Source organism: Butyricicoccus pullicaecorum (genome assembly GCF_002160355.1).
In the GTDB taxonomy this organism is placed as follows: Bacteria; Bacillota; Clostridia; order Oscillospirales; family Butyricicoccaceae; genus Butyricicoccus; species Butyricicoccus pullicaecorum.
Window position 1 is genome coordinate 1 of record NZ_NFKK01000005.1, and the last position, 23,358, is coordinate 23,358.

At 52.0% G+C, this 23,358-nt stretch carries 19 protein-coding genes and 1 pseudogene; 9 read left to right on the forward strand and 11 right to left on the reverse strand.

Annotation, left to right across the window (positions count from 1 at the left end; translation table 11 throughout):
* Positions 1-582: pseudogene (locus B5F17_RS05825) on the forward strand (pyruvate:ferredoxin (flavodoxin) oxidoreductase); the annotation flags it as partial.
* Positions 583-877: 295 nt separating this feature from the next.
* Here the strand turns inward: B5F17_RS05825 and B5F17_RS05830 are convergent.
* Genes B5F17_RS05830 through B5F17_RS05845 form a run of 4 tightly spaced genes read right to left on the reverse strand, consistent with a single transcriptional unit; the run spans position 878 to position 3,043 of the window.
* Positions 878-1,282 (reverse strand): DUF2871 domain-containing protein, encoded by a 405-nt coding sequence (locus B5F17_RS05830; protein WP_087371763.1) that lies wholly within the window; start codon positions 1,280-1,282, stop codon positions 878-880.
* Positions 1,283-1,294: 12 nt separating this feature from the next.
* A complete protein-coding gene (locus B5F17_RS05835) occupies positions 1,295-1,960 on the reverse strand; it encodes a hypothetical protein (RefSeq protein ID WP_087371766.1) in 666 nt (221 codons plus the stop codon).
* 2 nt (positions 1,961-1,962) lie between these two features.
* Positions 1,963-2,415, reverse strand: coding sequence for a hypothetical protein (locus B5F17_RS05840; protein WP_087371769.1), 453 nt, complete (start codon positions 2,413-2,415; stop codon positions 1,963-1,965).
* Between the two features lie 58 nt (positions 2,416-2,473).
* Positions 2,474-3,043 carry a TetR/AcrR family transcriptional regulator gene (locus B5F17_RS05845; RefSeq protein ID WP_087371772.1) on the reverse strand — a complete coding sequence of 190 codons (570 nt, stop codon included), beginning with the start codon at positions 3,041-3,043 and terminating at the stop codon, positions 2,474-2,476.
* Between the two features lie 461 nt (positions 3,044-3,504).
* On the opposite strand from B5F17_RS05845, the gene B5F17_RS05850 reads away from it, so the two are divergent.
* The 3 genes from B5F17_RS05850 to ade all read left to right on the forward strand — a co-directional run bounded on the left by B5F17_RS05850 (position 3,505) and on the right by ade (position 9,671).
* Positions 3,505-6,114 carry a polysaccharide lyase 8 family protein gene (locus B5F17_RS05850; protein WP_087371775.1) on the forward strand — a complete coding sequence of 870 codons (2,610 nt, stop codon included), beginning with the start codon at positions 3,505-3,507 and terminating at the stop codon, positions 6,112-6,114.
* A 452-nt stretch (positions 6,115-6,566) separates the two neighbouring features.
* Positions 6,567-7,946 carry an NCS2 family permease gene (locus B5F17_RS05855; protein WP_087371778.1) on the forward strand — a complete coding sequence of 460 codons (1,380 nt, stop codon included), beginning with the start codon at positions 6,567-6,569 and terminating at the stop codon, positions 7,944-7,946.
* Positions 7,947-7,970: 24 nt separating this feature from the next.
* Positions 7,971-9,671: an adenine deaminase gene (ade, locus tag B5F17_RS05860; protein WP_087371781.1), complete on the forward strand. Its 1,701-nt coding sequence runs from the start codon at positions 7,971-7,973 to the stop codon at positions 9,669-9,671.
* Between the two features lie 67 nt (positions 9,672-9,738).
* Here ade and B5F17_RS05865 read toward each other — a convergent pair whose 3' ends face one another.
* The 5 genes from B5F17_RS05865 to B5F17_RS05885 form a co-directional block, all read right to left on the reverse strand.
* Positions 9,739-10,215 (reverse strand): GNAT family N-acetyltransferase, encoded by a 477-nt coding sequence (locus B5F17_RS05865; protein ID WP_016147044.1) that lies wholly within the window; start codon positions 10,213-10,215, stop codon positions 9,739-9,741.
* A gap of 117 nt (positions 10,216-10,332) precedes the next feature.
* Complete coding sequence (locus B5F17_RS05870) at positions 10,333-12,192, reverse strand: S-layer homology domain-containing protein (RefSeq protein WP_162608094.1); 1,860 nt, start codon at positions 12,190-12,192, stop codon at positions 10,333-10,335.
* A gap of 670 nt (positions 12,193-12,862) precedes the next feature.
* Positions 12,863-13,591, reverse strand: a complete 729-nt coding sequence (locus B5F17_RS05875) for an ABC transporter permease (protein WP_087371788.1) — start codon at positions 13,589-13,591, stop codon at positions 12,863-12,865.
* A gap of 3 nt (positions 13,592-13,594) precedes the next feature.
* A complete protein-coding gene (locus B5F17_RS05880) occupies positions 13,595-14,344 on the reverse strand; it encodes an ABC transporter permease (protein WP_087371791.1) in 750 nt (249 codons plus the stop codon).
* On the reverse strand, positions 14,341-15,252 hold the full coding sequence (locus tag B5F17_RS05885) for an ABC transporter ATP-binding protein (protein WP_087371792.1): 912 nt from the start codon (positions 15,250-15,252) through the stop codon (positions 14,341-14,343). Before B5F17_RS05885 ends, B5F17_RS05880 begins: the two co-directional genes overlap by 4 nt.
* A gap of 154 nt (positions 15,253-15,406) precedes the next feature.
* Between B5F17_RS05885 and B5F17_RS05890 the strand changes: the two genes are divergently transcribed.
* The 3 genes from B5F17_RS05890 to B5F17_RS05900 all read left to right on the forward strand — a co-directional run bounded on the left by B5F17_RS05890 (position 15,407) and on the right by B5F17_RS05900 (position 18,260).
* Positions 15,407-16,093 (forward strand): response regulator transcription factor, encoded by a 687-nt coding sequence (locus tag B5F17_RS05890; protein WP_087371796.1) that lies wholly within the window; start codon positions 15,407-15,409, stop codon positions 16,091-16,093.
* Complete coding sequence (locus B5F17_RS05895) at positions 16,090-17,322, forward strand: sensor histidine kinase (RefSeq protein ID WP_087371799.1); 1,233 nt, start codon at positions 16,090-16,092, stop codon at positions 17,320-17,322. Before B5F17_RS05890 ends, B5F17_RS05895 begins: the two co-directional genes overlap by 4 nt.
* Positions 17,323-17,636: 314 nt before the next feature.
* Positions 17,637-18,260 carry a CatB-related O-acetyltransferase gene (locus B5F17_RS05900; RefSeq protein ID WP_087371801.1) on the forward strand — a complete coding sequence of 208 codons (624 nt, stop codon included), beginning with the start codon at positions 17,637-17,639 and terminating at the stop codon, positions 18,258-18,260.
* 96 nt (positions 18,261-18,356) lie between these two features.
* On the opposite strand, the gene B5F17_RS05905 is transcribed toward B5F17_RS05900, so the two are convergent.
* A complete protein-coding gene (locus B5F17_RS05905; protein ID WP_087371804.1) occupies positions 18,357-18,740 on the reverse strand; it encodes a rhodanese-like domain-containing protein in 384 nt (127 codons plus the stop codon).
* Positions 18,737-19,270 carry a GDSL-type esterase/lipase family protein gene (locus B5F17_RS05910; protein WP_087371808.1) on the reverse strand — a complete coding sequence of 178 codons (534 nt, stop codon included), beginning with the start codon at positions 19,268-19,270 and terminating at the stop codon, positions 18,737-18,739. Before B5F17_RS05910 ends, B5F17_RS05905 begins: the two co-directional genes overlap by 4 nt.
* 476 nt (positions 19,271-19,746) lie before the next feature.
* On the opposite strand from B5F17_RS05910, the gene B5F17_RS05915 reads away from it, so the two are divergent.
* Positions 19,747-22,827 carry a diguanylate cyclase domain-containing protein gene (locus B5F17_RS05915; protein ID WP_087371811.1) on the forward strand — a complete coding sequence of 1,027 codons (3,081 nt, stop codon included), beginning with the start codon at positions 19,747-19,749 and terminating at the stop codon, positions 22,825-22,827.
* Between the two features lie 215 nt (positions 22,828-23,042).
* Positions 23,043-23,327, forward strand: coding sequence for a zinc-ribbon domain-containing protein (locus B5F17_RS05920; protein WP_087371814.1), 285 nt, complete (start codon positions 23,043-23,045; stop codon positions 23,325-23,327).
* Positions 23,328-23,358 lie beyond the last annotated feature (31 nt).

Sequence of the window (23,358 nt, forward strand, 5' to 3'; positions counted from 1 at the left end):
AACCAGGACGTCAACCTGCTCGTACTCGACACCGAGGTTTACTCGAACACCGGTGGTCAGTCGTCCAAGGCAACCCCGACCGCTGCAGTTGCGAAGTTCGCTTCTGGCGGTAAGCACATCGCCAAGAAGGATCTGGGCGCAATTTTCATGAACTACGGTTATGTTTACGTCGCTCAGGTTGCAATCGGCTACGACCAGGCACAGACCCTCAAGGCCATCCGTGAGGCTGAGTCCTACCCGGGTCCGTCCATCATCATCGCATATTGCCCGTGCCTCGAGCAGCACATCAAGGCTGGCATGAGCTGCACGCAGAGCGAGATGAAGAAGGCTGTTGAGTGCGGTTACTGGCAGACCTACCGCTACGATCCGCGCCGCACGGCTCAGGGCCTCAATCCGTTCCAGCTGGATTCTCCCGAACCGGACACCAGCAAGGTGATGGACTACCTGATGGGCGAGAACCGTTATGCATCGCTCAAGAACAACTTCCCGGATCGTGCAGATGCTCTGTACGAGAAGGCAGTTGCCGACATCGAAGCACGCTACAAGAAGTATCGTAAGCTGGCAGACGAGTCTGCTGACTGATCGGATGCACTCCCCAAATTTCGGCTATAAGGCGGTATCCCGTTGACGCGGCTTGCTATGCTCCGTGAAAACATCTCCTACTCTTCCAATGAAAAGCAACCCTCACCACTGCGTAGTATTTTGAATACTAACGGCAACGCAGTTTCTTCTTTTCAAATCAATAGCATACTGTGTTGAAGGTACCACCTTTTATGGCGAAGATCGCGTAAAGCAAAAGATCCCCCGGTGCAGATAATCTGCATCGGGGGATCGACTTTTTACCGGAAAACGGTAGAAAACATGGTAATATTTAATTTCACACCTTGCGCTTTATCTGAAGCAGTACAAGCACCAAAGAGATTCCGAGCAGGATGTGTCCAATGCCGGCCATACCGGAGATGGCTGCGCTTGCAGCAGGGGAGAGCTGCATGGCTAAAACCTGGGCAATACCGCGCACGGCGAGCATGATAACCGTCAGATTCAAACCGATGTGATAAACGGTCAGGATTCGTCCGGTTTTCGCATTTGTGAAAGAAAAGTTCTTTTCTAACACGAGAAGTAGCAGGAAAAATACCATGCCCAGCATAAAATAATGGGTATGCAAGAAAGCAAGTGTGGTTTTGGCAGTGAAACCGTTGAATTTGGTGAATTCTCGATAGAACACACCGCCAATCATTGCGAGAATCGCATATACCAATGCGGTATTGATGTATCGTTTCATAAAAGTCCTCCGTTACTTACATTCCTGCTTCATGGCGAAATATCCGATGAGTACCGTCCATACATAAGCGCAGGTTTTAGGGATCATCAGCATTCCGATCATCGGAATGGTATCTGCCCACAGAACAACCGGGATATAGAACGCAAAGCTCAATACGATCGTCAGCCACATCCAGCGAAATGCTCGATCGTTGTGCTGCTTTGCGCTGCGATAAAACAGGACGATAATCAGCAGACCAAGCAGAGCAAAGGGGATGTTACGATAAATACCCCAGGAGAGTGGCGCTTCAGCAGAGAGCCATTCGTTTTGCGGCATCATGCATAGGATGATACGCAGCGCAGATAGGAGGTAGACAGCAGCGGTCAGGTTGTTTTGACCATGTACTTGATAACGCTGCCGCCAGACATAGTAGAGCAGGACATAGAAAATAGTCATCGTGACCGATGTGATCCACTTGCCAAGGCCCAGAGCAACAGTGTAGTTCTCCAGACCAGTGGTGCACAGAGCCAGCGCACGTGGTACCAGATGAAAGGCATCACCAGCACCCAAGATTACAGCCATCCAGCCAAACAGACGAAACTGACGGTTTCCTTTGCTGCCGCGGATCATCAGACAGCCGATTGTAATGACTGATGTTAGATAGACAACGTCAAACAGGGTTTCCATAATTGCTTGCATGGTTAATTTCCTCCATTTTCTAATTTGCTGCCGGTTGCAGGTGCGGACAAAACTGCCTTAATGTAGTTTCGGCCAAACAGCAGCCCGGCCAGCAGCAGAGACGCACCAAGACCGGTGTAGAATACGGCGATAAAGCGATCGGGCGCGATGTCGCTTGTTCGCAGACCGATTCCTCCGCTCATCATGATTGCCATGATGAGAAATGCTTTTCGGTCAAAAAACTTGAGAAAGAAGTGTTTTTCTTCCACGTAAGTACCGATTCTGGTCGAATGTTTGTTGACCAGTCTTCCAAAGATAAATTTTTGAAAGACGGCAAAGACAACGACGGATAAGCACAGATTCAGCGCGGTCAAATAGGGTGGGTAGGCGAGCAGTCCAATGCGCAGGATGTTGAATCCCGCAGCGCTCCACACCAGACAGGCGAGGAGCAGGAGGGTGTTGCGTTTTACTTTCATTTGTATATCTCCTTTAAATGAACAATGTTCAATTTGGTGGATGAAAAATCCCACAGCTTTAGTGGGACGATTCATACAGGGTTCTGCGGGTGAGTTCCAATACCGTACTTGGGTCATAATCTTGCCGGAGCAAAGCGGACAGCATGAGTGAGAATAAAATATCCGCGAATTTCTCCGGCGTGAACGCATCGGTAAAGGTATCCGGACGGACGTTGGGGTCACGCTTCAAGACCGTGCATAGACCTTGTAAAATGTGCTGCCAGGTTTGCTGCATGCGTCGTTTTCCGTCCGACTTATCTTCTCGCATGAACCCCAGAGAATGCAGGGTGAAAAAGCCGGGGTATTGTTTGCAGCCGTACGCCATGCGCTCGTAGATCCAGACGATGCAAGCTAGCGTATCGTGGAAGATTGCGCCGTCATCCGGACGGTGGAAAATCTCGCACCACACGCTTTCAACGGTGGCAGAAACCAGATCGGATTTGGAGTCGAAGTAATTGTAAATTGATCCCACCGATACGCCGCAGGCGGATGCAACAGATCGGATATTGACCGCAGACCAGCCTTGCTGCCGAATCAATTCACGGCTGATTTTTAGAATTTCGTCTTTGGATGTCACAACAGTATTCATTCGATCACCTCAATATGAACAATGTTCATTATAAGCAGCACAGCACCTCTTGTCAAGCGTTCTGGGGCGTTCGGTGAGCATGCTCAGAGCGAAAATTTGGTAGAATAGAGCGGTCTGACTGGGCTGGAAAAGGTCTATTTTGTCCATTCAATAAAAGAAGACTGCATCCTTTTCTCACTTTTGGGAAATTGCTGCAAAGCACATGGTTTTGTGTCTGTTCGGCTGGAAAAATGTGTACATTTCGTGAAGATTTCAGATAAAATGTTGCAAAAACGACGAAAAGACAGTGGGGATATAAGATTATGAATTACTGACAAAAAATCAAAAGTAAATCTGTTTACTTTGCGAAAATAGAATTTTTAAGCGAGAAATAATATTGACAAATCGGTTTACTAATAGTAACCTGTACACATGCTGATTCGGTCAGTAAGGAAAGAGAAAGAAAGGTGTTTTGTGGGACTATGAAGAAACTGATTTCGAGCGTTTTGCTTTCGTCCATGCTGCTCAACGCCGGTATGGCACCCGCGCTGGCAGTCTCCAATTACAGCCAGACAGCAACCGCGAATGAAACCAAGAGCGCGGTAAATGCACAGGAAGCGGCCAATACGCTGATTCGCAATCATTGCCAGTATCTGGCCGGCAATGCAGAGATGAATCAGAATGCGGTCGTAAAGTCCAAGCTCAGCGCGATTGAGAAGAACGCTGAGAAGGCACTCGCGGCATACCAGGGCGTAAAGAATCCGTATGTGATGTTCTCGGGTGACGGTTATGACATGAGCGATGCCAAGACTGTGAACGCCACCCCGGTTACCTCTGATCCTTTCTACAAGAATGCGCAGTATCTCTACGATATGGCACTGGCGTACGCGACCAGCGGCACCAAGTATTACCAGGATGCAGCGCTCAAGCAGAAGCTCATCGATGCGCTCAAGGCATTCTATGAGGTCTATAACAAGCACACTTCCTATAAAAATGAAGAGGGTAAGCTGTTCGGCAACTGGTGGAACTGGGAAATCGGTGTACCGACCAAGATCACTTCGATTCTGGCACTGATGCAGAAGGATGTACAGGCAGCCGACGCCAATCTGATTGCAAACTACATCAAGGCGTTTGACAATCATCTGCGTAACGGTAAGAATGGCGACGTAGATTTGACCTCGGCTACCCATACCGGTACCAACCTCATCGATATCACGGCAAACCGTATGGTACAGGGTGCGCTGCTGGGCGATACCAAGCGAATCGAAAAGGCTGTCAGCGACATGATGACCGTCTTTAACACCATCGATCCTTACCACATCGTCAACAATAACACCGACGGTGTGTACGCGGACGGCTCGTTTATCCAGCACCATCGCGTTGCATATACTGGCTCGTACGGCAAGCTGCTCCTGCAAAAGGCAGTATCCTCGCTGTACGTGCTCAAGGGAACTCCGTGGCAGCCGCAGGATAAGGTTTCGACCATTGAGAACTGGATTTATAACAGCTTCCTGCCGCTTATCCACGAGGGCTATATGTCCGAGGTTGTAAAGGGACGTGCGGTATCGCGCAGCACGACCGGCTATGCGGATGCAGTCGGCGTCGTCGAGGCGATGACCCTGCTGACCACCTTCCTGTCCGAGAGCAACAGCAAGAAGATGCAGCAGCAGATCAAGTATGTGGTACAGTCCATGCCGGTCAAGTTCAACGAAGCGGGACTCAACCTGCCGGCAATCGAGCCCTACATGGCGATTATGAACGATGCGACCATCACGCCTGCAAATGCAGTCAAGCCGGGAAGTGTCGTATTCAATGCGATGGATCGTAACTTACAGCTCGGCGAAGAGTTCACCTTTGCACTGTCGCGCAGCTCCAACCGTATCGCAAAGTACGAGTACATGAGCGGCGAGAACCTCAAGCCTTGGTTCCAGGGCGACGGCGCGTTCTATCTGTACCTGTCCGGTGTTGACCAGACCAAGCAGTACGGCATTGACTATATGACGACCGTCAATCCCTATCGCCTGCCGGGTACGACCGTTCCGAATGAGGCACGCAAGACCATTATGGAGCTGTATGACGGCAGCCAGTTCTATCCCAAGTACACGGCAAGCAGCACCGAGCAGAATGATTACGTGTACTTCCCGGTTGGCACCAATACCTTCTCGGGCAGCGTATCGCTGAAGGCAGACGGTGTCAGCATGGCTGGCATGCAGCTGGGCGATGACAACGGCTATGTTGCAAAGCAGAAGGGCCTTCTGCCCGACGACTTTGTCGCTTATAAGAACGCAACCGGCAATAAGTCCTGGTTCCTGATGAACGATCAGATCGTCTTCCTGGGTTCGGGTATCGGCGACACGCAGAAGCGTGACGTGACGACTACCATTGACAACCGTATGTCGGCACCCGATGCCAAGATCACGGTCACGGCACAGGATAAGGCAGGCAAGGCGGTTGCCGTGAAGGAAGGCAAGTACAGCAACCTGCAGTGGCTGTGCTATCAGGATGAGTCGCTCAAGACCGGCGTGGGTTATTACTTCCCGCAGATCAAGGAAATCAAGATCGAGACCCCGACCATTACGGCAAATCAGAAGGATATCCGCAATGTGTCCAGCCAGACCGATAACATGATTACCGAAAAGTACTTCACCATGACCTATGAGCATGGAAAGAAGACCGATGATTCGTATAGCTACGTTCTGGTACCCAACGCAACCGCAGAGGAAATGAAGCAGTATGCAGCTGCGCCCTCGATCGAGATTGTAGAAAACTCCAAGACCATCCACGCAGTACGTGATACCAAGGACAACATCACGGCGATCAACTTCTTCGAGGCCGGCAAGACCGCAGGTGTACAGTCGTCCAAGCCGCTGTCTCTGCTGATGAAGCAGGCAGATGGCAAGACCACCATTGCACTGTCCGACCCGCTGTTTACGCAGGACACCATCAAGGTTGTTCTCGATCTGCCCAATGCAAAGGTTGTTACCAAGGATGACCGCATTCAGGCAGCTTGCACGAAGGATCAGGTAACCCTGACCTTTAACGCCAAGGAGTTCTATGGCGGCAGCGCAGAGATCACTTTACAGCAAGCCTAATCAACAAAATCCATGCAAATAAAGAAAAACGGAAAGCTACCTCCTCCTTTCAGACCTACCGTTTTTCACGCCGGTATCAATTTGTGATGCCGGCGTCTTTTTTTCATTTTTCCTGTCAAATTGCAGTTGATTGAAACAGTACAATGATAAATGTTTGAGGAGCAAAAACAGTAAATATGTAACCATTGTGTCTTGCGTGGAGACGGAAGAATGCTTTGTGGAAAATGCTGGAAAAGAATGGGAGAACGTAAAAAGTGGAAGTATAATATTGACAATTTAAGTGAAAGAGAATATGATAAAGGCATATAGAAGACCTTGTGAAAACTGAGGAAATAAACTTGGGAAATGGCTGCAAAAACAGTCCCGAAAGCGTATAACATCACCGTTGGGAACTGTCTTTGGCAGCTTTTATTTTTCAATACTTTTACCACAAGAAGAAAGAAGGGGATTGTATGACCAGTCTGTTGCAACGTGTATTTCACTTGCAGGAGCATCACACCGATGTCAAAACCGAGGTAGTTGCGGGAATTACGACCTTTATGACCATGGCGTATATTCTTGCAGTCAACCCGAACATCTTGGCGGCATCGGGTATGGATTCAGGAGCAGTCTTTACTGCAACGGCACTCTCTGCCTGCTTGGCAACCATTCTGATGGCGGTATTTTCAAACTATCCGTTTGTACTTGCACCCGGTATGGGCCTGAACGCATTTTTTGCCTATACCGTCGTCATGCAAATGGGCTATACCTGGCAGGTTGCGCTCGCAGCGGTCTTTGTAGAAGGCATTATTTTTATCGTGCTTTCGCTGACCAACATTCGTGAAGCAATTTTTAACTGTATTCCGCAGTCGCTAAAATTTGGTGTTACCTGTGGTATCGGTCTGTTCATTGCATTCATCGGCCTGCAAAATGCAAAGCTGGTCGTAGACGGATCGACGCTGGTTGCGATTTATCCGTTCAAGGCAGCGATTGCCGACGGCCGTATCTTCTCGGAAGGCATGGGCGCACTGTTGGCGCTGGTCGGTATTATCCTGACCGTCATTCTGCTGGTGCGCAAGGTGCCGGGTGCAATTCTGATCGGTATTCTGGCAACCTGGGGCATCGGTATCGTGTGCCAGCTGGTTGGACTGTATGTGCCCAACCCGGAACTGGGCATGTACTCGGTATTGCCCGACCTGTCCGCGGGATTCTCTATTCCTTCGATCTCGGCAACCTTCTTTAAGATGGACTTTACCGGACTGCTCAGCTTTAATTTTGTCACCATTATGCTGTCGTTCCTGTTTGTCGATCTGTTTGATACGCTGGGCACGCTGATCGGTGTTGCGTCCAAGGCAGATATGTTGGATGCAGAGGGCAAGCTGCCCAAGATCAAGGGCGCATTGCTCGCCGATGCAATCGGCACGACGGCAGGCGCTGTGCTGGGTACTTCGACGGTCACCACTTTTGTCGAGAGCTCTTCGGGTGTCGTTGCAGGCGGCCGCACCGGTCTGACCTCGGTCGTATCGGCACTGCTGTTTGGACTTTCGCTGTTCCTGTCGCCGATTTTTCTGGCGATTCCGTCTTTTGCAACCGCACCGGCTCTGGTCGTTGTCGGCTTTATGATGCTGGAAACCATCGTGAAGATCAATTTTGACGATATGAGCGAAGCGGTACCGGCGTTCATCGCAACGATTGCCATGCCGTTTATGTATTCGATCTCCGAGGGTATCTCGCTTGGTGTCATTTCGTATGTATTCATCAATCTGATTTCGGGCAAAGTGAAGGATAAGAAGATTCACTGGCTGATGTATGTGCTTGCGATCGTGTTTATTCTCAAGTATATCTTCGTGTAAGCGCAAAGAAAGGAAAGTTTGGTTATGGAGCATTGTCTGGTTGATGTAGCGCAGAATCAGATTCCAGCCCAGCTGATTTTGCGGAATGCAAAGATTGTGGATGTCTTTACAGGCAGCATTTATCCGGCAGACATTGCGATTGCCAATGGAAAGATTGCCGGAATCGGGCATTATGAAACAGGAGAGACCGTGATTGACTTACAGGGGCGGTATGTCAGTCCGGGACTCATTAACGCGCACTGCCACGTAGAGTCCTCTATGGCTGCACCGGGCTATTACTGCATGGAGGAACTGCGCTGGGGTGTCACGACGCTGATTACCGACCCGCATGAGATTGCCAACGTTGCCGGTACGGCAGGCATCCGGTATATGCTGGATGCAACCCGTGATCTGCCCATCAATTACTATGTGCAGATGCCGTCTTGCGTACCGGCGACCCCGTTTGAGCATGCAGGCTGCGTGCTGGATGCAGAGCAGATGCGCGAGATTGCGGATGAACCGGGCGTGCTGGGACTGGGGGAAGTCATGAACGTCCCGGGTGTCCTGTCGCACGATCAAGCGGTCTGTGAAAAGCTGGATTTGTTTGCCGGACGGCCGATTGACGGACATGCACCGGGACTCACCGGTGAAGCCTTGCAGGCATATGCAGCGGCGGGTATCCAGACCGACCATGAATCTTCTACGTGGGAGGAAGCGCGCGCCAAGCTGCGTGCGGGCATCGCTGTTCTGGTGCGTGAAGGCAGCGCGTGCAGGAACTTACAGGCCATCATTGAGGGTGTCGTTGCCGACGGCGCAAGCGTCTCGCGTATGGCGTTCTGCACCGATGATAAGCACCTAGCGGACATCCACAGAGAGGGCACGATTCGATGGTGCGTTAAGCAGGCGATCGCCTGCGGACTGCCAGCCATGTCGGCCTTGCAGATGGCGACCATTCACGCGGCGCAGATTTATGGACTGCCCAGAGTCGGTGCGATTGCACCGGGCTGGTGGGCGGATTTGGTCGTATGGGAGGACTTGGAATCGTGGATGCCGCATCAGGTATACCATCACGGTGCGCCGGTCGATCCCGATGAAGAAATTTCGGTGCAGCACCCGACACAGGCCTTGCGCGAGTCGGTGCACGTCGGTGCGCTTCCCGCACACCCCTTTGCATTGCCGCGTTACCCGGATGACATGCAGCCGGTCATGGAAATGGTGCCGCATGAGATATTGACCAACACGGCTTGGATGGCACAGGCAGAGGTGCCGCAGGCGCTTGCGCAGGGAACGCTGTGTAAGATTGCTGTACTGGAACGCCACCACGAGACTGGCAACATCGGTGTGGGACTGATTCGCGGATACGGCTTGCAGAATGGCGCGATTGCGACCACAGTCGCCCATGACTCGCACAATATGATTGTCGTGGGCACCAACGATGCCGACATGCTGGCGGCGGTGCAGGAGCTTACGCGCGTGCAGGGTGGATATACCATCGTGCGGCAGGGAAAGGTCGTGGACACGCTGCCGCTTCCGATTTGCGGCTTGATGTCCGAGGACACGCCCGATCATCTGACCGTTCGGTTGGAAGAGCTGAGTCAGAAAGCGCATGAAATGGGCGTATCAGAGACTGCCGACCCATTCATCACCCTGAGTTTTATGGCATTGCCGGTCATTCCGTCTCTGCGCATTACCGACATGGGCATGTTTGATGTCGAGCGCTTCCAGTTCATCGAGCGAGCCGAGTAACAAAAGAAGAAGCAAACAGCCCTTCGGGAGCGTATCCCGGAGGGCTGTTTTGTGTCCTGTGAGATTTTCAGTCGTCCAAGCGCTTGCGCAGGACGTTTTCCCGGATACCGTCGCGGTACAGATCATCGATCAGCGCGCATTTGCGGAAGCCGAACGAGGTATACAGCGCACGGGCACGGGGGTTAAAGTGGCTGACGCAGATGAAGATTTGACGCGCACCCATCTGGCGAGAAATGCGCTCAAACGCTTGCAGCAGGCTGTGACCGACACCCTGACCGCGCCATTGCTTTTTGACACCGAGCAGAGCCAGATACGGCCACGCACCGAACATGCCCTGCCATTCGCACTGCATCAGGCCGACGGCTTCGCCGGTATGTCGATAGGCGATGAGGACCGCACCGCGTGCCAGCGCATCGGACAGGATTGCGCGCAGCGTGCGTTCTTCGTCGGGCGCATAGTAGTGTTCATAGAGTGCGCTGTCGCGCAGAATTTCCAGATATTCTTCCAGTCGTTCGGGTTGTCCGGGTGCAATCTGTACGTCCATAGATGCAGCCTCCTCGATGAGTCGTTACCATTATCTTACCATGAATACCGGTCGGACACAATGAGCGCTTTGTACAACCACAAGCGTTCTTTTTTGACAAAAGGAGAAAGGGAGGAGTTAAGCATACTGCTCGGAGAACCGCATGAGCATCATTGCGGCCTGTGCGCGGGTGGTTTCGCCCAGCGGTGCCAGTGTGTCGCCCATACCGGTGATGACACCGCTGCCGACCGCCCACTGCATCGCCGGGATGGCATATTCGCTGACAGCCGAGACATCGGTATAAGAGAGGATGTTGGTATTCTCGCCTACGCTCACATCATAGCCCTGCTTCTGTGCGAAGCGGTAGAGCATGACGGCGAACTGTTCGCGGGTGATGGGGTCGCCGGTGCCGAAGGAACCGTTGCCGTAGCCGCCGACAATGCCCTCGCTGGAAGCCCAGCGGACAGCCTCGGCATACCACTGATCTGCGGGTACGTCGGCAAAGTCCATCGCGTAGTTCACAACCGGACTGCCAGCCATACGCCAGAGGATGGTGGCGATCATGGAACGGGAGGTGGTGAGATCGGGGGAGAAGGTCGTGTCGCTCGTGCCGGTCATCAGGCCGTTTTCATAGACGTACTGGACGGCCTCTGCGTACCAGGCATCCGCCGGGACATCGGAGAAATCCGCCTTCGGGGTCTCGTCCTCGATCGGCGCGAAAGATACCTCGATGGAAACGTCGCCCTTCGGCATCTGGAAGGTAAACTTGCCGTCGCCCTTGTCGTTCAGGTCGAGCTTGTCGCCGTCCTCGTCATAGACCGCGAGCTTGTCCAGCTGATAGCCGTCGTCCGGGGTGACGGTCACGGTGACCGTGTCGCCCTTTTCGGCCTTGGAGGGACTTACCTTGACCGAGCCGTTTTCGACATCGGACGGTGTTTCGATCTCATAGCGGTCGGAAGAGGTCGTCGTTGTGCTGCCGGCATCCGGATGGTGTGCGCCACCGCTGGAATCGCGGTCAAAGACTGCCTTGACGGTCACATCTCTCGCCGGCATGGTAAAGGTGTTGTTCGTAATGGTAATCTGACCGGAAACGACTTCAAAACGGTCAAAGTGATAGCCGCTGTTCGGCGTAGCGGTCAGGGTGATGGTCGTTCCTTCCGGAGCAGAAGTCTGGGAAGCGAACGCGGTGCCGTTGCCGTCGGTTTCCATCGTTATGGAGTAGGTAGGAATGGCGGTCACGGTCAATGTGGCGGCGTCACTTGTCACTTTACCTATATTGTTTTCCACAACACAACGGTATTGCGTGCCGTTCATGTCCATTGTGGTAGTCGCAATGGTATAGGTGGCGTTGGTTTCGCCTGTAATATCCGTCCAGCTGCTTCCGTTATCGGTACTTTGCTGCCACTGATAGGACAGGTTTTCGCCAGTGACCGCAACGGTAAAGGTGGCAGTGTTTCCCTCGGTCACAGTCTGGGCTGTCGGCTGGGTCGTGATGGCGGGAGCATAAACAACTTCGCCGCCCGCATCGCCTGTTAGAGTGCCGCCGCTCTCCACATTGATGGTGCCGTTGTTGGTTAGCTTGCCATTACTGTTAAGAGAGGAACCATCCGGGATGGTCAGGCTCTCGCCCTCGCCAATGGTGATGTCCTCCTGCAAGGTCACATCGCCGTACACAGTGCCGCTCTTGCCGTCAAAGACGATACCGCCGTTGCCATCACTACCTGCACTAACCTGAACTTCACTTGCTTGTGAAGCAATCAATATTTTACTGTCTCTGGTATCCACCACTGCGTTGCCGCTGACGGTCAGGCTGGAAGTACCGCTGTCACTGGGGTTAGTCCATCGATAGTAAATTCCTATACCGCCACTGCCGCCGGCGGTCAGTTTTCCATTATTCACCACAGCAGCAGCTTTGAACCCATCACCAGCGTGTAAATCAACTCCGTAATAATACGCAGCTAAAGTCTTAACATCCGCACCGTCTATGTTAAGGTTCACATTCTTTGAACCAATAAGCGTAATTCCTGAATCGTTCCTATCCACATTGACTTCTAAGCTGCCAGGACCTGAGATAGACAAGGAGGCATCGCCAGCCTTGGACACCACACGAATTCCGCCGGTTCCCGTTATGTTACTCGTTCCTTGGGATACTACTATTTTGAGAGAAACATCAGCAGACTGACTAAAAGCGATCACACTACCGGGATATGTGAAACCTCCTCCAACAGTCACATCTTGATAGTTAACAATCTTCGCCTGATTCAGCGTAAGGGTGACGCTGTCGGCGTCATAGGAAAACTGACCATTGGCAGGTTCCGTACCGTCAACTTTTGTCCAAGTTCCGTCTTGGTTTTCATAGCATCCGCTTTCTGTAATTAGCTGACCGCCTACATAGAGTTCAATTCCGTCTGCCGCCAGCGCCGTGACGGGCAGCAGGCCCAGGCAAAGGGCCAGGACGATCAAGAGACTCAATATTCGTTTTCGCATACAGTTTGTCCTCCTTTTGTCGTTTCTTTCGGATATGATTTGGATACACAATCCCCGGATGACCCGGCTTGCGCCGCGCCCGCAGATGGCTGTCCGCGTTCCGTATGGATTCTGGTATCATAGATTCCTCCTTTTCCTATTATTGCAACCGAAAACAGACAAATTTGCAAGTTTTGGAGGGCTATTCTGCCGCAATCTCACGCCGCTTGAGATACCGAAGCGCGAGGAAAACAAAAACAATACCGTAGATCAGCACAGAGAGCAGGAAGGGAACCGGGCTGAGCACCATCTGGGGGTTGTTGGCGCGCATGCCCAGACATAACAGCGAGTAGGGAAAGGCATAGCCCAGACCGCGTGCCGTGAACAAAAGACCGGCAATGCCGCCGATCAGAGCCAAGGCCACCGGCGGGGCAAAGGCACGGATGATGAGGCTCAAAAAGAGCTGTACCGCACAGACCGCGACCCCGCCCAGCGCACCATAGAGCAGCCACGAGAGCAGTTCGGGCGGTATGGGAGCAGAGAGCCCGGCGATTTTGCCGCTGAGCAGGAACAGCACCCCGATGCAGCCTTGTGCCAGTACCGACACCCCGGCAGCGAGAATCAGCTTTGCCGCATACAGATCGCGCACCGGTACCGGGGCGGTGAGAAAGCTGTTCCAGTTGTGGTCGGTGTGCTCGAGCCGCCATTGCCAGGAACAGAACACACCCAGCAGCGCAGGCAGAAAGAACATGGAGGAGAACAGCGTGTGCTGACTCCACAGACTGTACCATCCGTTTCCCAGCGCGTCCAGATTGCTTAAATAGTTCCCGGTTCCCAGAATTGCGGGAAAGATGGGCAGTACCAGAAAGGCCAGCCATACCGGGGAACGACGGCATTTTTGCAGTTCTGCATGCAGACAGCGAAGCAGCATGTCTTACACCTCCTTTTTGACAAACAGCGCCCGGCCTGCAATCAGGAATACCGCCATCCAAAGAAGCAGCAGCGCAACATCGGTCGCCGGAAGCGCATGCCAATAGAACCGGGTCACGCGTGTGACTTCGTTCCAGTCCATAAAAACCAGCGACAGTAAACCGTAGTATCCCCAAGGCACGCACCGAACCAGAGCCGGTGGAAACAGCATGGACAGGATGCCCAGAAAGCTGCCTGCAATGCCGCACACCAGCGCGGCGGCCTGATTGGCAAAGCGCAGAGATAACCCTTGCTGGAGCGCATAGACCATCATGGACACCGCCCAGGAGAGCAGGGTAAACAGTCCAAACCGACCCCAGGGAATCGCACCTTGAAAGCCCTGCGCGATGCCTACGCCCAGAAAGAGCGCCGAGCGGATGATGAGCAGGACGGCCAGTACCAGCGCACCCCAGACGAGCTTTGCGGTGTAGAGCTGACCGGGCGTGGCCATGGTTTCGAGCAGCTTCCATGTGCTGCCCTTGTGCTCGAGTTCACAGTTTCGGCTGGCCAGCGTGGCCACACTGAGCGGCAGGATGATGGCATCTACCGTGGACAGATTGTAGAGCAGAAGCATCCAGCCCCACTTGAGATCCTCGGCGTCCTGCCGGGAGAAATACGCCGTCATCCAAATGAACTGCACGGCCAGTATGGCGGCACAGATCAGCACGATGTTCCGGCGACGGCACTTGTAAAATTCCAGTTTCAGCAGCGTCATAAGCTCGCCGCCTTTCCGGTCAGGTCGAGGAAGATGTCCTCAAGGCTCTTTTGCCGTTCTTCCAGCCGGACGATTCCCAGACGGTTGCCAGCCAGAAAACCGGTCAGCTGGGCGGCGACTTCGTCGGACAGAATGGGCAGGATGAGATAACCGTTTTCTTCCTCGCAGGGCACCGACTGTTCGGCCAGCAGACGGCGCGCGATGGCGTTGTTGGTGGTACGGAGCGCCAGATGGTGACGGCTTCTGCCGTGCAGCGCTTCCAGAGAGTCCTGAAATACCAGTTCACCCTCGCGAATGATTGCAACATGGTTGGCCATCTGGTCGATTTCGCTCAAAAGGTGACTGGACACCACTACGGTCATGCCGAACCGGCCGGGCAGGTCACAGATAAGCTCGCGCATCTCCTGAATGCCCGCCGGGTCCAGTCCGTTTGTGGGTTCGTCCAGAATGAGCAGCTTGGGATAGCCCAGCAACGCAGCCGCTAACCCCAAACGCTGTTTCATACCCAGCGAGTAATGAGCGACTTTCTTTTCCCGCTGACCGTCCAGCCGGACGATTTGCAGGACTTCACGGATGTTTTTCTCGGGAATGCCGCGAAGCGTCTGGACGATGCGCAGATTTTCCTCGCCGGTCAGATGGCCGTAGTAGCTGGGACTCTCGATGAGACTGCCCACCTGACGCAGAACTGACAGACGGTTGCTGCTGTCCATATCCTTTCCCAGTACGCGGATGCTGCCCGCTGTCGGACGCACCAAACCTAAGATCATTTTGAGCGTCGTGGACTTTCCAGCACCGTTGGGGCCGAGAAAACCGTAGATGCTGCCCTCGGGGACATTCAGATTCAGATGGGATACCCGCAGGGCATTCCCGTATTGTTTGCACAGATCGTGCGTTTGGATAATGTTCATGACAAGACCTCCTTGCGCAATCTATCATAGCGCACCTGCCTTACACATCCATGAAGCCTACCTTACGATTACCTGAAATTTCAGACGGGGCGGCTGGACGATGGGCAGGCTTTTTTCTATAATGGAGACAGAACAAAGCAAAGGAGGCCGGGAAATGGCCTATCAGATATTGATTGTGGATGACGAGCCCGCACTTCAGCGCATGGTGCAGGAGATTTTGACCCGAGCGGGCTATGCGGTCATCGCAGCCCTGTCCTGCACACAGGCGATGGAGCGGTTTTGCACGACCAAACCGGATGCAGTACTGCTGGATGTGATGCTGCCGGACGGAGACGGGTTTTCGCTGCTGGGCAAGCTGCGGGAAATCCGGGATGTACCAGTGCTGTTCCTCTCGGCACGGGACGAGGACGAAGCACGGCTGCGGGGGCTTGGCCTCGGAGCGGACGACTACATCACCAAACCGTTTTTACCGCAGGAGCTTCTGCTGCGCCTGCGTGCCGTGCTGCGGCGGGTCTATCGGGAGAAACCCAGCACACCAAAACTGGGAGACACCGAGATCGACTGGGGAAAGGGAACCGTGCGACGGGACGGTGAGGAAATCGCACTCACGGCAAAGGAATTTGCCCTGCTGAAAAAGCTGTGGGAGGCACGGGGGAACATCGTGACCATAGATGCCTTGTGCGCAGCGCTGTGGGACGGACCACTGGTCGGATATGAGAATACACTCATGGTACATATCCGCCGCTTGCGGGAAAAGGTGGAAGCCGACCCATCCCACCCCAAGTTCCTGCTGACTGTACGCGGCCTTGGCTACCGGCTCAAACGGGAGGAACTATCATGAAGCTGCGTGGATTGCTCAAAGGCGTCATGCTGGTGACCGTGTCATCGCTTTTGATCGCCGCCGTGACCCTGTTCGGAATATTTGCCTTTGTCTACTACAATACGGTATATGGGCAGGATTGGAGCATTCCTGTGTCAAAACTGTCCGATACCCTGACTTGGGACGGAACAGGCTATGCCTTTACCGGTGAAGAGCTGCTGAAAGCCAACCAATGGGCCATGCTGTTGGACGAGACGGGACAGGTGGTATGGGAATTTCGCAAGCCGGAGGATGTGCCCGAACAGTATACGATCACCGATGTGGCAGCCTTTACGCGATGGTATTTAAACGACTACCCGGTGCTGTGTCGGGTTCGAGACGACGGCTTGCTGGTGGCCGGTGCACCCAAGGGCAGCGTGTGGAAACACGACATGGCGATGAGCACTCAGACATTGCTCCAGACCCCGGCGTGGTTGATCGGATTTTTCCTGTTGGCATTGGGCAGCGTACTGGCACTCGCGTGGCTGGCGGTGCGCCGCTGGTTCCGACAAGATCAGCAGATTCGAGATGCAGCTCGCTCAAACTGGATTAACGGCGTTTCGCATGATATCCGCACACCGCTTTCAGTGGTGATGGGCTATGCCGCGCAGTTGGAAGACGCGAACGACTTGACAGTAGAACACAAGCGGCAGGCAACGGCCATTCGGGCGCAAAGTCAGGTCATTCGAGACTTGGTGAACGACCTGAATCTGACCATGCGGCTGGACTGTGAAATGCAGGCGCTGCGCAAAGAGCGGTTGCAGCCTGCAGTCTTCCTGCGGCAGGTCGCCGCAGATTTTCTCAACGGCGGCATGGCAGAAGGATTTGACTTTGAGATGGAATTGCCGGAAAATGGGCTGCCAGACATCGAGGCTGACCCGTTTTTGCTGCGCCGTGCCGTGAACAACCTGCTTGTGAACTGCGTGCGGCACAACGCACCCGGTTGTTCCATTCACTTGGGAGCCAGGGCAGAGGGAGGACAGCTCGTTCTCTGGGTCGAAGGCGGAACTGTGGCGGGAATGACACAAACAAATGCACCTCAAACCTTGGAATCGGACGGCGGAGCTGCCCACGGTACGGGACTGCGGCTGGTGTCCCAGATTGCCGCAGCACACGGCGGCAAGGCCGAGTTCCATAGCGGCACGCCTTACCGGTGCGAGCTATATTTACCGGTGAAAAATAGCCGTGCATCCAGCACAGAGCACCATTGACACAGGGGAGCAGATTGGATATAGTAATGGTGACAGCAAAGCGAGGTGAGCACCGTGCAATTCGGGAAAATTTGCATTGCTTTGGGCTCCACACAAGTTGATACCATGAAACATTGTGCGGAGCCGTTTGGGAAATTTGATCTGTAACACCGGAAACGCAGGGCAGAATCGAACTGCCTTGGTTTTTTATACCCATTTTACAGGTTAATGACATGAAATTTGTATGTAAGGTCGCAGACAATGTTTGTTTGCGGCCTTTTGTTATGCCATCATGTGGTTTTTTTCCAAACCATCCAGTCAAGGAGGACTGAAACATGAACAAAGCAAAGATTTATCCCCGCACGGGAGATGACCAGACTGTTTATCTAAACCAAGTCGTCACCAATCCGAATATCATCGTTGGCGACTACACCATGTACAATGATTTTGTAAATGACCCGACGGAATTTGAGAAGAATAATGTTTTATACCATTATCCCATCAATGGCGATCGCTTGATCATCGGCAAATTCTGTTCCATTGCCTGCGGCGCAAAATTTCTCTTTAACAGTGCCAATCACAGCCTGACTTCACTTTCTACCTATCCGTTTCCGATTTTCTTTGAAGAATGGGGACTCGAGCGGGCGCAGGTAGCCAGAGCTTGGGATTATAAGGGAGATATTGTGATTGGAAACGACGTGTGGATTGGATATGAGGCGGTTATCTTGGCCGGTGTGACCATTGGAGACGGGGCAATCATCGGAACCCGAGCGGTTGTGACAAAAGATGTTCCGCCCTATACCATCGTTGGCGGTGTCCCGGCAAAGCCGATTCGCAAGCGATTTCCTGACGATACCATTGCGTCTTTGCTTGCATTGCGGTGGTGGGATTGGCCAGAGGAACGCATTGCCGCGCATTTGGATGCGATTCAGTCCGGACAAATCGACCAAATCAAGTAAGGAGGCTATGCCTAATCTCAAAACTTTCTAGGATATAAAAAGACTCCCTCTGAAATTTTAGGTTTCAGAGGGAGTTTTCCGTAATCAGGCAATATTTTAAGATTCCGTCTCATAAGGCCAGGTGTTGATACCGCCAAATTCATAGATGTTGGTATAACCAAGTTCAGCTAACGCAGAGGACGCGGTTTTGCTGCGGTTTCCGCTGCGGCAGTACACCAAAACTGTAGAATCCTTTTCGGGAATCACAGCGGCAGCGGTGTCCTCGTCAATGGTTCCCGCGGGAAGCAGGACAGCACCGGGAATGTGACCGCTGTCATATTCGTTCTGTTCCCGTACGTCGAGGACAATGACCTCTTGCGTGTCCATCATTTCCTTGGCTTTCTCCTGGGTGATCTGTTGGTAGGAATTGTCTGCTGTGTTGCCTCCGCAGCCGGTAAACAGCAACAGAAGAGAGAAAAATAGGGGGAGAATTCGCTTCATTTGAGTACCTCCAGAAGGTTGGACGCAAAGATTTTGTGTCCCTGTTCGGTGAAATGTACGCCGTCATAGGCAAGGGGGATGTTCCACTTGCCGGCATCGGCAAAGCCCATGCCTAACTGCTGTGCGAGATCGTGACAGTATTGGGCAAATACCTTGGAATCCTCGATAAGCTGCTGCGAGCTGACCCATTCTCCCAGAGTCAGAGGCGGTGGTGCAATCAGTAAGACCTGCTTGGGGTCAAGCGTCAGACCGGAGAGAAACCGCATCAGCTTTTCCGAAGCTTCTTTCGGACTGCGCCCCTGAAGTAAATCATTCGTACCCAACATGAGGATGAGCAGATCGGTGTCTGCGGGAAAGTCGGGCGTCTCACGCGGAATTTCCCGGCCATTCTCGCCCATGTTGTAGACCGTCCATCCGGTTTCAGCAGCCAGAATATCCACCCAACGGCTGTCAGGCATATAACGGCCACCGAACCAGGAACGGGGATCGTAGCCAAAGGTGTTGGAATCGCCAAAGCAGATGACTTTCATGCTGCGGCTCCTTTCATATTCTATAAATCTCGTCGGTGAGATGAGTTTGTGTGTCTATCATACAGCGTATTCTGGGACTCTGTCAATGTGGAGAAGACCGAGAAAGAGTATTTTCATGTGACAGATAAGAATAACATTAAATACTAAAACTATAAAAATCATAAAAACCGGATAAAAAAGAAAATATTTTATTTAGGAACGCTTACGGAACGCTTTAACGGCTCGAACGGAACACGTAACCGCCTATAATGAGAGCAATCTTCTGCCACTTGAGGAAACCGAGTTGCGCATACATTAAAATGCAGGTTAAAAAAGCAAAGGAACATGCATATACGCAGAGACTGGCAAGGGTGAGCGGTCAACAGATAAATTTTCTTTTTGTCACACGATGCACTATAATTGGGATAGAAAGAGAATGGACGAGTCCTATGAAAATAGACCGAATCTGTTGAAGATATTGTGAGGAGGCGTTTTTCATGACGCATCAAGAGAAGATATATCCGGTTCAGACTTGCGCTCGGGTTGAGTTTTGTAACAATCAGGGATTCGAGCTTGCGTTTATGGATGAATTTCTGGCCAAAGAACTGGGCTATGACAGTTTTGCTGATTTCCAGCACTGTGCAGGCAGTTTTCTGTTATTCTCCATACATCCGGATGACATCGCGGCATTTCAGACATTTGTAAAAACAACTGCCTGTCCAAAGGACTGGACGGGACGGCTGCGGTGCAAAGACGGTACATTTGCGTATTATCGAATGACAAACCAGCAGCTGCGGGAAGACGGTGAACAGCAGCTGGTTGTATGCGAATGCGTACAAATGAAAGACACTGCACCGGCTGCGCAGTCCGTACAGTGCGCGAGCATAACAGATGAGAGTATTTTCCTAAAACTTGCGGATGATATTCCCTTAGGCATATTACGATGCCGATATGAGCACAGTACGCGTGCGCTGCATACATTGTTTTGCAACCCGCCTCTGTGTGCAATCACGGGGTATCCGATTGCGCAATGGCAGCGCGCAGACATGGACTGGATGAAGTCTATTGTATACAGCCAGGACCGTGCCTGCATTGCACAAGCGATGGGCAGACTGCTTGGTGATGCAGACACGACACACTGTGAGTTTCGGATTGTGCGCGGAGCAGAACATGCATGGATGCAGATGACCGTGCGGGTGACCGAACGCTGTGAAGATGGCCTGACCGCAGAGGCAGTGTTCTTGGATATCTCGCAGATCAAGCGCGCCGAGCAGGCGCTGTACCTGCAAAATTATTGTTTGGAACGGCTGAACGAATCACTCTTTTTCGGAATGATCGTCAAGGAAGTAGGACTTGACCAGCGACCGCTGTATGCTTCGGAGAATATCAAACAACTGCTGCGGCGCTTGTTCCCGGAGGAGGATCAGCCATTTTCCTACAAGGATATCATTCACCCGGCGGACTGCGCGTATATTCAAGACATTGCCCAATGGTGCAGGGAGGAACTGCCTGACAAATACGAGATCGCAAAGCGGCACAATATTCCCGATAAGATGGAAAATATGCCGTATTATCTGGTGGATAATGGATGTATTCAGCCGGAGAGTGTCGCGGATTATCTGGAGTTCTACGAAAAGATTATGCGCGGTGAGAACTGCTCGGTGGAAGTCAAGTCCAAAGGATTTGGCCGATATTGGTGGTTTTTGGGCATTGCAACGGTCATTTTCAACGAGAAGAACGAGCCGGTGTCTGCGGTGATTTCGTTTTCCGATATTACGAAGCAAAAACAGCAGGATATCGAGTTTAAGGCACTTCAGGAATCCGAGCAGCTGCTGGGAATCATCGTAGAAACTTCCACCAAACTGATTTTAAAGTACGATTTTAATACCGATGTACTGATTCCGATTAGTCCGGTATCCAAACAGGCATTTTCTCGTATTACGCATGCGCATCGTTCGCGCCAGCTGATTACCGAGCAGTACATTGCAGAAGAGAGCATCGCACAAGCGAGGGCATTTTTCCAGCGCTTGCGCTATGGCACACCGCGCGACACGACGCATTTCAAAGTGCGCCTGCCGGATGGCGGATGGGCTTGGTATCACTGTACCTATGCGACGGTTTTCGCAGAAGATCACACCCCGCTGTACGCGATCATTTTCTGTGGGGATGTGACCAATAAGCGGCAGAGCGAGCTTGCTTCTATGCGCTTTCAGAATTACACCCGTCAGGGCACCAAGGAAATCCTGTTTAATCTGGAATATAACCTGACCTTGGATACCTTTGAAGGGTATGAGGGACAGATTCCAGAACGGTATTTCAAAGACTTCACGACTTCGTATACCAAAGCGACGGAGAGAATGTGTCAGGATATCTTGCCGAAATACCGCGAGATGTTCATGGAATGTTTTTCGCGTGAGAATCTTCTGGAAGGGTTTGAGAGAAATCAGAGTTATGGAACGAAAGAATTTCAGATTGCCTACCATGATGGGGAGACAATCTGGATTCGAGCGTTTTGTCAGATTTTGAAAGACCCCTATACATCATCGACCAATGTCTGGATTTCCTGTCTGGATATCAATGAAGAGAAGCGTTCTGAGATTCGGCTGCTGGAAATGGCACGACTGGATTTGGTAACGGGAGCGTATAACCGCACAGCGTTTATAGATTATGTGACCGAGCGGTGCAGTTCGCCGGAAGGCGGACTCAATCGTGCGATGATTCTTCTGGATGTCGATGGTTTTGGAAAGGTCAACCATACATTGGGTCATGTGTATGGCGATACTGCGTTAAAAGACATCGCGCAGACATTGAAGGTCGTGGTTGATAAGGAAGATATGGTCGCGCGCATTGGCGAAGATGAATTTGCAATTTATGTCAACGACGTATCGGATATTACGATGGCCAAAGAGCATTTTCGGATTATGATTGCAGCAGTATACCGAGAATTGCAGCAGGGTGTTAAGGTGTCGATCAGTGCGGGCGTTGCATTGTTCCCGCGAGATGGCAAGGACTTCCAAACGTTGTATGAAAAAGCCGATCGTGCACTGTATCAGGCCAAGGTAACCGGCAGAAACAAGTATGTGATTTACGATGAGTCCATGCAGGAGATCGCCGAGCGGTCGGTGATTACACCCATTGAACAGCCGATCTTTGTCAATGACGGTGTATACATTCGTACATTTGGCTATTTTGAAGTTTTCGTCAACGGAGAAGCGCTGTTAATCCATAATGCCAAGGCAAAAGAGCTGCTTGCGCTGCTGGTCGATCGACGGGGCGCCTATGTATCTCAGGGCGATATCATATCCTGCTTGTGGGAAGATGAATCGGTCAATAAAGTGACGCTGGCGCGCGTGAGAAAGATCGTTATGATTCTCAGAAATACCCTGAAAGAGTATCATCTGGAAGACCTGATTGAGTCCAAAAAGGGCATGCGGCGTTTAAATACGACAAAAGTGCGGTGCGATCTCTACAATTACCTGTCCAGAAAACCGGAATATGCACATCTTTTCAAAGGGGCGTACATGGTCAATTATAGTTGGGGAGAGTTGACAATCGACGAGCTGGAACGCGGCAATTGACCAGCAGAGAGAGGTCAATGATCAAAGAAACACCGAAGTTCATAAGGAGATTGAGAAAAGACGGCACAAATCATCTGATACTGTAAACAGAACAGGCATATCGTTGGTTTTCTGGGAAAGGAGGCTGATCTATCGGTCAGCCTCTTTTTTTATAAGAAAAAATACCCAAGAGCGGGAAATTTACCGATTTCAGGACATGGAAGGAGGGGAGAACTTTGCGGGAAACACTGTATGATTTCTGTATCCGAACCGGACAGCAGACCTTGCTGCAGGAATGGGACGCTGAGCGGAATGCACCGCTGACACCCAAAGATTTAAGCTATGGCAGTAAGAAAAAGGTCTGGTGGATTTGCGAACAAGGACATGTCTGGTGCGCAAGTATCGCTTCACGAACGGGAGGAAAGCGATGCGGCTGCCCTGTCTGTGCTGGGAAGGTAAAGGCACAAAAGCAAGCCTATTATGCGGAAATGATCGCAGAACATAAGAAAAATGACAGATAAATGAAAAGTTGATTTTAAAGGAGGAATATTT